General features: G+C 40.1%; 7 protein-coding genes and 1 tRNA gene. 4 read left to right on the forward strand and 4 right to left on the reverse strand.

Features of this window, described 5'->3' with window-relative positions:
• Positions 1-169: 169 nt before the first annotated feature.
• Together M2132_RS11345 and M2132_RS11350 are read right to left on the reverse strand one after the other, a co-directional pair.
• Positions 170-244 (reverse strand) — tRNA-Val (locus tag M2132_RS11345).
• Positions 245-344: 100 nt separating this feature from the next.
• Positions 345-2,087 carry a DNA polymerase III subunit gamma/tau gene (locus M2132_RS11350; protein WP_280673646.1) on the reverse strand — a complete coding sequence of 581 codons (1,743 nt, stop codon included), beginning with the start codon at positions 2,085-2,087 and terminating at the stop codon, positions 345-347.
• A gap of 467 nt (positions 2,088-2,554) precedes the next feature.
• On the opposite strand from M2132_RS11350, the gene M2132_RS11355 reads away from it, so the two are divergent.
• From M2132_RS11355 to M2132_RS11365, 3 genes are read left to right on the forward strand one after another with little or no spacing between them, the layout of a single operon-like run.
• The gene (locus M2132_RS11355) at positions 2,555-3,160 is read left to right on the forward strand and encodes a PspC domain-containing protein (RefSeq protein WP_280673644.1); all 606 of its coding nucleotides are present in this window, start codon (positions 2,555-2,557) and stop codon (positions 3,158-3,160) included.
• A gap of 52 nt (positions 3,161-3,212) precedes the next feature.
• On the forward strand, positions 3,213-3,548 hold the full coding sequence (locus M2132_RS11360) for a PadR family transcriptional regulator (RefSeq protein WP_280673642.1): 336 nt from the start codon (positions 3,213-3,215) through the stop codon (positions 3,546-3,548).
• A 28-nt stretch (positions 3,549-3,576) separates the two neighbouring features.
• The gene (locus M2132_RS11365) at positions 3,577-5,055 is read left to right on the forward strand and encodes a PspC domain-containing protein (RefSeq protein WP_280673640.1); all 1,479 of its coding nucleotides are present in this window, start codon (positions 3,577-3,579) and stop codon (positions 5,053-5,055) included.
• Positions 5,056-5,160: 105 nt separating this feature from the next.
• On the opposite strand, the gene M2132_RS11370 is transcribed toward M2132_RS11365, so the two are convergent.
• Both M2132_RS11370 and M2132_RS11375 read right to left on the reverse strand, forming a co-directional pair.
• A complete protein-coding gene (locus M2132_RS11370) occupies positions 5,161-8,307 on the reverse strand; it encodes a T9SS type A sorting domain-containing protein (RefSeq protein ID WP_280673638.1) in 3,147 nt (1,048 codons plus the stop codon).
• Positions 8,308-8,975: 668 nt separating this feature from the next.
• Positions 8,976-12,119 carry a T9SS type A sorting domain-containing protein gene (locus M2132_RS11375; RefSeq protein WP_280673636.1) on the reverse strand — a complete coding sequence of 1,048 codons (3,144 nt, stop codon included), beginning with the start codon at positions 12,117-12,119 and terminating at the stop codon, positions 8,976-8,978.
• A 280-nt stretch (positions 12,120-12,399) separates the two neighbouring features.
• Here M2132_RS11375 and M2132_RS11380 point away from each other — a divergent pair, with 280 nt between their 5' ends.
• Positions 12,400-12,717, forward strand: coding sequence for an IS630 transposase-related protein (locus tag M2132_RS11380; protein ID WP_280673634.1), 318 nt, complete (start codon positions 12,400-12,402; stop codon positions 12,715-12,717).
• Positions 12,718-12,780 lie beyond the last annotated feature (63 nt).

Here is a 12,780-nt window from a genome sequence, read left to right on the forward strand (position 1 = left end):
GCTCCTAATAACTTCTCGGGATTCATGCCCACAAAGATAGGATATATTCGTGATATGTGATAAGGTTTATCAACCGGGAAAATCCGCTGACCCCTGATTTGTATGCAAATTGTATGTACACATAAAAGAAAAAAGACTTACAATTTACTGTAAGTCTTTGATTTTCACGTGGGCGTTGACGGATTCGAACCGCCGACCCTCTGCTTGTAAGGCAGATGCTCTGAACCAACTGAGCTAAACGCCCCTACTTATTAGGAGTGCATTTCCTCTCAAATGCGTTGCAAAGATATTGCGTTTTTTTTTATCTACAAATATTTTGAGCGATTTTTTTCGAAATATTTATCTTATGAGAATTCTAATCCGAATTCATCTTTCAATCTTTGTATGCTCGGATTCTGTTCCTTCATCAGGTTATATCGTTCTATATTAGTGAAAGCCAGTTTCTTTTCGTTATCTTCGCTAACCCGCACCATCATCACGATATGAGTATTGTGAAGCTTATCCCTCAGATTTGCCAAAAGACCAACACTGTTTTCCAATAAGCGTTGTTCTTGCATAGGATTGTTTACAACAACCTCGAAGGTATCGCGATTTACAAGATTAGGCAAACAACTAATCATCGTATTTTTAAGATGATGTTCTTCGGTCAACCCTTCGGCATATGTTTTCCACTCTTGTATCAATTGTATAGGAGTGAACGATTCGGACATCTCTACAATATTTTCCTCTACCGTTTTTTCTTCCTTCACCGTAGGATTCAAAACCGATGATATAGACACGCCCAAACCAGATACCTTTTTTACTCCACCCTCTGTTTTAGGTGTTTCCTGAGGTTTGTTTCTAACAATAACCCTCTGTTGTTGAACGGGGATGGTCGTAGCAAGATGCTCTGAGGAAGCCTCCGCTTGTGTTGGTGTAATATTTGGTACAGGCTGAGGTTCTTGAATATGTATAGGCTTTAACTCAGACTTTTTTTTTTCGCTGTTTTCTTCACCCGAAACCAACTGGCATAATTTAATTATCGTTAGGTCTGATAATAGCCGTTTATTCTTACTCAAACGATAGTTTAAATCAGCATCATTTACCAAATTTATGGCTTTGTAGAGAAAATCAAGCTGACATTTTTGAGCTGTATCAATGTATCGCTGACGAATAGATGCACCAACTTCAAATAAATCGGCTGTTCTGGCGTCTTTACATAACATCAAGTCACGGAAGTGCGAAGCTATACCCGTTATCACATTGTTTCCATCGAACCCCTTATTCAGTATATCATTCAGAATGAGTAGTCCTTCGGGAACATCTCCTTGAAGAATGGCATCCGTCAACTTAAAATAGTACTCATAATCGAGCACATTCAGATTTTCTATAACCGCCCTATAAGTAACATTTCCGCCAGTGAAACTCACTACCTGATCGAAGATAGACAGTGCATCCCGCATTCCCCCATCAGCTTTCTGGGCCAACACATTCAAAGCATCAACTTCGGTTGTGACGCCCTCCTGCGATGCAACATATTGCAAGTGTTCAACAGTATCTTGTATGCTTATACGACTGAAATCATATATCTGACAACGCGACAGAATTGTGGGCAGGATTTTATGCTTCTCGGTAGTAGCCAGAATAAATATAGCGTGGTGCGGAGGTTCTTCCAAGGTTTTCAGAAAAGCGTTAAACGCCGCAGACGAAAGCATGTGCACCTCGTCGATGATATAGACCTTATATTTCCCTATCTGGGGAGGAATACGCACTTGGTCTATTAATGAGCGAATATCGTCGACCGAGTTGTTGGAGGCAGCATCCAGTTCATGAATATTGAGCGACCGTTGTTCGTTAAACGCCCGGCACGACTCACACTGATTGCATGCTTCGCCATCGGATGTTGGTGAAAAACAATTTATAGTCTTGGCAAAAATACGGGCACAAGTTGTTTTACCCACCCCTCTTGGCCCACAAAACAAGTAGGCATGCGCCAGTTTATTGTTCGCTATGGCATTTTTCAGGGTTGTAGTTAAAGCCTTTTGCCCAACTACCGACTTGAAGGTTGAGGGGCGATATTTCCGTGCCGAGACTATATAATTATCCATCTAAATATTCCGCTATTTTTCTTGCTATATGCAAATGTAAGAAAACTAAACCGTATCCACAATCGAATGGCATCGGGGCTGTTTTTATTAAGATTGGTGCTAAGAAGCTTTTGTTATTCATCTATCTTAACGTATGTTTCGTCTATTTTCTCCTCAATCTTAGCCATTTCCTCCTGCGGTATCTTCAAGATTGTTTTCAAATCTAATAAATATTCCGGTAGCTAAGCAAGTCAACCTATTTTTAGGGTATAAGGGGATATCCGTAATGTTAAATAAAGTCAAACACACCTATTTGCAAAATTTCCACTGCTGTATATAATGCATTTATATACAAAACATTATACATAGTATAGATTATTTAAAAATACAATCTATATAGTATTATGTATTGCATAGTACTAAAATAAATACATATATTTGCAATACATAATTCAAGGTATAAACAATAAATATAAAAATAAGGAGTCATGAAAAAAGTAATTGATGTAAATATGGGCGGCATAAGTTTCTCGATAGAAGACGATGCCTATATTCAGTTGAAGGGTTATCTATCCCGTTTCGAAAAAACAATAAACAATCCGGAAGACGTAAAAGAAGTGATGGAAGATGTAGAAATACGCATCGCTGAAATATTTCAGAAGGAATTGAGATTCCCCAGCCAAGTAGTAGATTCAAAATTAGTGGATAAAGTAATTGATTGTTTGGGTGATATTGAACAACAGTCAGCAGCAGAAAATGCAAGTTCGTCTTCGCAAGAAAAAAAATGGCAACCCGACGAAGAAGCTCCATTTATGCGCAACAACCGCTATCGCAAACTATATCGTGATTCCGATTCCAAAAAGATTGCCGGTGTATGTAGTGGTATCGCAACCTATTTCGACATAGACGTTACCTTGGTACGCATCATTTTTGCTGTATTGGTTTTTTGCTATGGTTCAACGGTTGTTTTATATATCGCCTTGTGGATTGCAATGCCTGTGGCGCAAACCGTGGCGCAAAAGCTCGAACTACGGGGCGTGCAACCAACAGCCGAAAACATACGCCGATACACAGCCATGTATGGTAAATCTTAAAAAAATTGGATAACGAAATAAGGTAAAAGATAACAAAGAAAAAAACAGTAATATGGAACCTGTAAATATAGATAACATAAAAGCGCAGATGCGCAAAGGGATACTCGAATATTGTATTCTGAGCATCCTGTCGAAAGGCGATGCCTATGCGTCGGTTATCATTAACGAGTTGAAAAATTCGGAAATGATTGTGGTAGAAGGAACACTGTATCCGCTACTGACGAGGCAAAAAAATCAAGGACTACTCTCCTACCGGTGGGAAGAATCGACACAAGGGCCTCCCCGCAAATATTATTCAATAACCGAGCGAGGACAATCCGTTCTGGACGAACTGGACAAAGTGTGGGCCGATTTGGTGAGTACCATCGAACATATACGTAATAAATAACTTTCTCCAAACCATAACATTACTTATTATGAAAAAGACATTAAAGGTAAGTATAGGAGGCATGGCCTTCAGTATAGACGAAGATGCCTACATGGTGCTGGACGGATACCTCAATACATTGAAAGACCACTACAAGAACCATGAGGAAGGCGAAGAAATAATAAACGATGTAGAAGCCCGCATGGGTGAGCTTCTTCTCATAAAAATAAAGAATCCGCAAACGGTGGTAACATTAACCGAAGCAAAAGAAGTTGCCCGCATAATGGGTAACCCAAGCGATTTTGATGATGCCCCTGCCGCCGGAGAAGAATCTGACAACGACTCCCACCCGGTGGAAGAACCATCTAAAACCGCTACCCGCCGCAGATTGTACCGTGACCCCGAAAACTCGGTTGTAGGTGGCGTTTGCAGCGGATTGGGATACTATTTCAAAGTCGATCCTGTTTTTATCCGCATCGCATTTGTGGTGCTGTTGCTCGTCACAACGCCCATCGCTTTTTCTAACGGGCGTGGTTTAGACATAAACGGATTCATAATCTTGGCATATATCATCCTCTGGATTGCCATGCCTAAGGCCGTAACATTGCCACAACGACTGGCAATGATGGGGTTAGACCCCACGGTAGAGAATGTTCTAAATAAGGATAAAAACCGGGTGTATTATAGCCCTACGGGATCGAAAGCCGGAACAACGGCTCTTCTAATAATAAAAGTAATAATCAGTATAATTATGATATTAATAGGTATTTCTTTTCTGATATCAGCCGTAGCATTCATTTGCTGGAGCTTTTTTGAATATCCATTTTCATTGAGCGATGTATTGGGTATCGTCAATCTGGATACATTCGGCATTAGTTTTTCGCTCATCGCCGCCATGCTTATTCCCGCTTTTATATTCTTTTATCTGGGGATAAAGCTTCTTAGTAAGATAAAAAAACGCGATTGGGTTATATGCGGAGTGGCCACTCTTGTATGGGTTGGAACATCTGTCTACTTGTTGGCTACGGGTATAAAAACAGCAAGCCAGTACGCTCACAGTAGTGAAGTTGATGAGGTACACAATGTTACAACCGGCTCAGATACTCTTTTCGTAAAGCTTGCGCCGGAATATTATAAAATAGAAAAAGAACCGGGCAAAGAATATACACGTATAGAAAGTGAGTTCCTTTGGGAGAACAACGGAGGGCAGTTTTTCCGTACCGACAACGGAAAAAAGCGCTCGTTGTCGTTCCTGCCATGGATAAGGGTTGAAGCTGCTACCGATACAACACAAACCGACTACAAGCTGGAGGCAAAAAAGATGGTCTTTGCCCGTAACAGCAGCTTTGCTCAATGGAAAGCCGAAAAACAATCGCTTCAATACAAAGTATCGGGCACAGACCTGTACCTCAGTCCTGCAACCGTAAATCTCGAAAATGCAATTATCACGGAACTTAAAATTACAGTTCCCAAATCTAAAACCGTAATCGTAGCACCTCCTTTAGAAGGTATGCTTTACGACCAATAATCAGAAACTTTCCACTCCCCCTTTTGGGTTATTACAGTTTATAAAAACAAAGCAGACCACCCGTGACGGGCAGTCTGCTTTTATAAACGAGAATTCTACTACTGATTATTTTTTAACAATAATCTTTTTCGTTACTTCACCTTTCGATGTGCTTACTTTCACAATATAAGTTCCTGCAGGCAGGCTGTTAACGTTTATTTGGTTGTTTGATGTTTCAACAACAACTTTTCCGTTTACATCATACATTGTAGCTTTCACAAACTCGCCATCTATGTTCACATAGTTTACCGCAAGAGTAGGAGTAACAGTGATGAAACCGTTTGCATTTACATTTTCTTCACCTATGCCCTCGCTTGTGATAAGTATTTTCGCTTCTTTAGCATCAGAATAATCAAGGGTAGCATATTGAACTTCTACTTGGTAAGTAGCTTCTTCGTCGATCAGCGGATTAGGATCGATGAAAGTATTCAATTTAGCAAGCAATCTTGCGTCTTCGAATGTTTCGCGATAGATGTTTTTTCCATTACGATATACAGTATATCCCATAACACGGTCGTAAAGCTCTTTAGAAGGATCTTGTTTTATTTCAGCACGGATACAGAACAATTGATATACTTCAGTTCCACCGTCTCCTGTGTATGAACCTATTTTTTTCCATGTTTTACCACCGTCTTCAGAGTAGATGTTAGCTCTTCCGTCGGCAACGTTGTACGATGTAGCCCAAAACATTCCGGTTGGCTGACCTGTTCCAGGGTGAATATCAGGCACATAGTGAAATACGTCTGTTGTCGCAATAGGATAGTCGTCCATGTGGTGAGATACTACTTCAACTCCATAATACAATGGTTTGTTTACGTCTATGGCAATCGGATTTTCAAGTTCTATAGTTTTGTATTCCAAAGATGTAAGGTCGCCGGTAACATCTTCGCTGAACAATCTCTCTCCGCCTTGCGATACAAACCATTTGTATGTTGCATCTACAGTCGGGAAAATATCAATATTACATGTAGGCATGAACGAGATAGAGGTAAGCTTAGCTCCTTCATGTATTTTAAGCTCTTCAGCAGGATACATATTGGCAGCAATGAAAGGCGTGCCTTCGTTTCCTATTTTTGCACCCCAGCCATTTTCACCAAATGCTGTTGTTTCGTAACGCAAACGCGCATAGCCGCTTGGGTCAGACCAGTTTACATAAACGACTTTACTGCCATCATTTTCATTTATCCATTCGTTTGCACTTAGTGCGGCTACCGGCTCTGTTTTGAAACCACGTTTAGTATCGTAGAAGTCTAAGTTATCAATTCTCCAGTTAATATCACCGCCTGTTTCCGTTGCATCGCCAAAAGCAACAATACGGAAGCGGGCATTAGCATTTCCTGCAAGTTGCTCAGTCAAGTCAACTTCGTAATGTACATAATTTAGTTCAACAGAAGCTGTAGTGTTAGCTCTTATTGTATCTACGGCTACCCACTCTTGGCCATCGAATGCTTCGATTGCCAAAAATTCTGATGTATTGTTTGCGCTATTACCAAAAATTGATATCGCGAAACGTAATTTCGCATCTTCCGCATCGCTAAGGTCGAAGTATGGAGAAGCGACATATTCGCTGTAAGTTCCCGCTATCGGAGTCCAGAAGAACATACACAGTTGATAGAAACCTCCGATAGAAGGAACCCAACTATCTTTCATTGTTGCTACTGTATTCCAGGAAACATCCCAACCACCGGTAGTAAGAGGTATATCTGGGCGTCCATACGCACCGTCGCCATAAGTATTGAATGCGTCATAGAATGGGAATTCCGCTTTAGCCATCATTGTAGATGCGGTTGCGGTAGGTCTTGATTCTGTATCGCCATAAACCGCTGTTACATAATATTTGTGTTCGCCATCCGCTACACCTGCGTGAATGTAAGACGTTGCGTCGGCAGCAACAGTTTCAAGCAATGTTCCGTTGTGATAAACCTTATAACCTGTACGAGGATTAGCAGCATCGTCAGGGGCAGCGGTCCAAGTAACTGTAACTTCGCCATATTTTTTGTTTTCAAGGCTGATGCCGCGCGCAGGGTACGCACCTTCTGTTATGGCAGGTATTTCAACATAGAAGCTGTTTCCACCTGCGTAACCTACAAGTTTTGTACCATCGGCCGAAATACCTGTAACAGCCTCAAGAGTACCTGTATAATCTATTCCGGCTTCTCTTAAGAAATCAGAGAGTTTCTTCAATCCCATTTTTTCGGTATAGATAAACGCTGTAGAAGGAGTTGGATTTCCCATATAAGGTTTTCCACCTGTGTGACCTACTACAATTCCGTTGTCTGAAACCGCCAAAGGATAGCATCCGTTTGCATCGTGTGTTGTTTGCAGATAAATAGATACTTCTTTTGTCATATCATACAAAACACCTCTGTCGTTTACATTCATAACAACATAATTTCCGTTGTTACTTACTCCAGTAGCATTACCGCCACCTTTCAAGTCGTTTATTGGCACAAAGTCGAACATTCCGGTAGTTAGGTTTTCTTTCCATATTGCAGGAATATTACTTAAGTTACCTACACCTACCCATCCGGCTATAATGGTAGGAATACTTCCGCTTATGGATCTACCTTCGCCCGAAGTAAAACCGGCAGGTAAAGTTAATTTCAATAAATCTTTAGCATTAGGCTCGCTGGTAGAAAATTGCCAAACAACAGGAATCTTAGCTGTATATTTACCTTCAACAGGTATACCACCTGTTGCGGTTACATAGCCGTATCTTTCGGCCGAAGCATACACATAGTCGCCATAGCCATAAGAATACCCACCATTTTTTCTGCCAGATAGCGTTGGCAAGAAAGACCAACTTGTCTCCCCTTCTGTCACCAACGCCGCCGTGCGCACTGCCGCATAAACAGGTTCTCCATTCTCATATTCGGCATCGGCATAAGCTGTAATGTCAGGATTGGGAGCAATACCCGATACCATACCTATATTAGAAATAGAGAATCCCATTGAGCCTTCGCCCATTACGTTTTCGTTGCCGGCATCCCATTCTTTTAGGTTATCGGTTACAGTCCACGTAAACATGTGCTTTGCAAGGTTGTCCGAGTTGTAAGTGGTTCCCGTTACATACTTTCCATCGGGAGATATCCCCGCTGCCTTTGTTTTGGCAACACCATTCGCTGAACTCTTAAACGAGGTAAAAGAGCCTTGTCCATTAACCGTATACGAGAACACGGCTAATAAAAACAATAAGGTAGATAATTTTTTCATTTCTTTTTTTTAAGTGTTTTTGAAATTAAAACTTGTTTAAATTTTTCTCTCAGAATTATTAGAATTAAGTAAAATAAAAATACATAATTTTCGGAATGCAAATTATAAAATAATCCAGATATGCACTAATTGAAGAATTATGAATTCTTGAATTAAGAATTTATGTCACCTGCAAACGGCTTGTAATAAGAGATTACGCATATTGCGGACAGAGTCATTTTTCATCTGTAAAAAGTCATTATTACCTTCTTTTTGTTTGGAAAAGACAAAATTAATAACTTCCTTCCCCACGAATACTTATACACTTCTTTAACATTAGCGATACGAAATGTAAATTTTAGTTTCAGCACGCAGCACATTTAATGGCACACCAGCCGTAAACCGTTTAGCTTATATGTGCCTTAACCCAAAAGATATTTGCAATAATCACTCGTAGTGTATTTAGAGAGTTTATAGCAGTCCGCTTATTATAAACACCTTATGTATTTGTCATTGGGTCGCCTACGCTCCTCGAACGTTGTTCCTGAACAAAGAAAGAATCCCTGTGATTTTCATTCAAGACCTCCTTCGTTACACTCAGTATAACAAAATAGATATATCCATACAAAACAAAACAGGCTGCCCATCACGGGCAACCTGTTTTTATAAACGAGAATCCTACTACTTGATTATTTTTTAACAATAATCTTTTTCGTTACTTCACCTTTCGATGTGTTTATTTTCACAATATAAGTGCCGGCTGGTAGACTGCCTACGCTTATCTGGTTGTTTGATGTTTCGGCTACAACTTTTCCGTTAACATCATACATTGTCGCTTTAACAAACTCGCCTTCTATGTTCACATAGTTTACGGCAAGAGTAGGCGTAACGGTGATGAAGCCGTTTGCGTCTACGTTTTCATTAATGCTATTAGGTGTAAATACTATCTTCACTTCTTTAGCTTCAGACTTGTCCAAAGTAAAATATTCTGTCACTACTTCATAAGTTGCTTCTTGATCCACTAATGGATTAACATCTATAAATGTAGTCATCGGAGAAAGAGCTCTGTCACCTTCAAATATTTCATGATAGATGTCTATGCCATTACGGTAAATTGAATATCCCAAGATACGGTCTTTTACACCTTTAGCCGGATCTTTCATTATTTCGGCACGGATAGCGAATAGTTGATATACTTCTGTTCCACCATCTCCTGTGTATGCGCCTATTGTTTTCCATGTTTTACCACCGTCTTCCGAGTAGATATTACCTCTTCCATCGGCAACGTTATACGATGTAGCCCAATGCATTCCGGTTGGCTCTCCTGTTATAGGGTGAATTTCCGGCACATAATGGAATACATCGGCAGTAGCAATAGGAAGGTCATCCATTCCATGAGACACGATTTCAACACCATAATACAATGGCTTGTTTACGTCTATGGCAATCGGAGTTTCAAGCTCTATAGTCTTATACTCCAAAGCTTTAAGGTCACCAGTAACATCTTCGCTATACAATCTCTCGCCACCTTGCGATACAAACCATTTGTATTTTGCAGTGACAGCCGAAGAAATGCTTGAGTTGTATGAAGGCATGAACGAGATAGAGGTCAGTTTATAACCTTCATATATTGCAAGCTCTTCGGCAGGATACATATTGGCTGCAATGAAAGGCGCGCCTTCATTTCCTATTTTTGATGCCCACCAATCGCCAAAGGCACCGGTTATGTAACGCAGGCGTGCGGTTTCATTAGGATCTGCCCAATTGATGTAAACAACTTCACTTCCGTCGTTTTCGTTTTTCCATTGTGTCGCACTTACGGCAGAAACACCATCTTTAGCAAATGCGCGCTTAGTATCGTAGAAATCTAAGTTATCAATTTTCCAGTTAACGTCACCACCTGTTTCTGTTGCATTGCCAAAAGCAACGATACGGAAGCGGGCATTCGGATTTCCAGCAAGCTGTTCTGTCAAATCGACCTTGTAAGGAACATAATTAAGATAAGGGAAGGTAGTTTGCGTTCTTTTACATTCGATAGTATCTATAGCCACCCACTCTTGGCCGTCGAATGCTTCGATTGCCAAAAATTCTTTGTTATTGTTTTCAACATTATTTCCGGCAATCTGTATTACAAAACTTAACCATGCATCTTCAGCATCGCTGAGGTCGAAGTATGGAGAAGCAGCATATTCGTTATAAACTCCTGTGGTTTGAGTCCAATAGAACAAACATCCTTGATAAAAACCTCCGATAGAAGGTTGCCAACTTTTATCGGCTGATGCTACTGTATTCCAAGATACATCCCAACCGCCAGTTGAAAGAGGCATTGTGGGCGAACCAAACGACCCTACGCCATAAGTATTGAATGCGTCATAGAATGGGAATTCCGCTTTAGCCATCATTGTAGATGCAGTTGCGGTAGGTCTCGATTCTGTATCGCCATAAACCGCTGTTACATAATATTTGTGTTCGCCATCCGCTATACCTGCGTGAATGTAAGATGTTGCGTCGGCAGCAACAGTTTCAAGCAATGTTCCGTTGTGATAAACCTTATAACCTGTACGAGGATTAGCAGCATCGTCAGGGGCAGCGGTCCAAGTAACTGTAACTTCGCCATATTTTTTGTTTTCAAGGTTGATGCCGCGCGCAGGGTACGCACCTTCTGTTATGGCAGGTATTTCAATATAGAAGCTGTTTGCACCTCCGTAACCTACAAGTTTAGTACCATCGGCCGAAATACCTGTAACAGCCTCAAGAGTACCCGAATAATCTATTCCGGCTTCTCTTAAGAAATCAGAGAGTTTCTTCAATCCCATTTTTTCGGTATAGATAAAGGCTGTTTTAGGAGACGGACTCCCCATATAAGCCTTACCACCAATATGACCTACTACAACTCCATTATCTGATACTGCCAAAGGATAGCATCCGTTTGCATCGTGTGTTGTTTGCAGATAAATCAAAGTCTTATTTGCGAAATCGTACAATGCTCCTTTATTGTCTATATCCATTACCATATAGCCTTTAGTATCATTGATAATCATATTCGCGTTATAACTGAATGCTGTAACAGAACCTTTTCCTGATAGCCCTTTTATTTCTTCAAGATCAAAAGAGTTCCATAGTGTTGGTATTGAGTTTATTTCTCCACCTACAAGACCTGCGGAAGCATTTACTGATTTAGCGCGCCCACTGGTAGTACCTTCAGGCATTTTAAATATTCTGGGTCTTGATGTTGGTATTCCGTCAAGACGAATATCCCAACGCACTGGAACAACTGATGTCATTTTGCCATTTACAGGCATAGCCCCTACAGCAAATACAACTCCATCGTATTCTTCAGCTCCGGCATACACATAGTCGCTAAATCCATAAGAATAACCACCATCTTCTCTCGTTTGGAGCGTTGGCAAGAATTCCCATTTGTCTTCTCCATACTTAGCAAAAGCGGCCGATGGCATTTTTGCAAAAATAGAGTCTCCAGTGTTGGAATTTAAGAAACCTGAAAAGGGTTTAACCGCAGGATTGGGAGCCAATCCGAATACTAAACCTGTGTTAGAAATTGAATAAGCTCTTGAACCATCGCCTACTTCATTTTCATTATTGGCATCCCATTCTTTAATGCCATCCTCCAATGTCCATACAAACATGTGTTTGTATTTACTTTCTTCGCTAATGGTATTCCCTGTTACATACTTTCCGTTGGGCGATATCCCCACAGATTGTGTTTTAGCAACACCACTCACCGCGCTCTTAAACGTGGTAAAAGAGCCTTGTCCATTAACCGTATACGAAAACACGGCTAATAAAAACAACAAAGTAGAAATTTTTTTCATCTTTCTTTTTTTAAGTGTTTTTAATGTTAGAACTTATTTGTAAAACTTCTAAATTTTAGAATTTAGGTTAGATTTTTTTTAGCTTTTATTAGGAGAGTACATAGTTATAAAATAATACAGATACACACTAATTAAATAATTCCGAATTCTTGAATTAAGAATTTATGGTATTTACAAGTGGCTTGTAATAAGGGATTGAAATTTATTAGTAAATCACACATTTGATAAGATAATTATAGTTAAATCATAATAAATCGGCATATTTTTAGTATCTTTGGGAATGAGTTATTCAGTAGATTTTCGCAAACAAGTATTTAAGATCAAGTCAGATAAACGTCTTACTTATCAGCAGACAAGTGAACTGTTTGGGATTCCCATTCGGACACTATTTAGATGGCAACAGCGTATTGAGCCTAAAACAAAGCGCAACAAGCCATCAACAAAAATAGACATGAAGGCTCTACTCAAAGATGTAGAGGAAAATCCTGATGCTTATCAATACGAACGAGCAAAGAAATTTGGAGTTTGTCAAAGTACAATATTTTACGCACTCAAGCGCTTAGCAGTCAGTAATAAAAAAAACACTATTTCATCCTAAAGCCGATGAATTATCCAGACTTCAATTTCAGCTTAAGCTCATCCAATACGAATTGATAGACAA

The organism is Dysgonomonas sp. PH5-45, from assembly GCF_029893235.1.
Lineage (GTDB): Bacteria > Bacteroidota > Bacteroidia > Bacteroidales > Dysgonomonadaceae > UBA1309.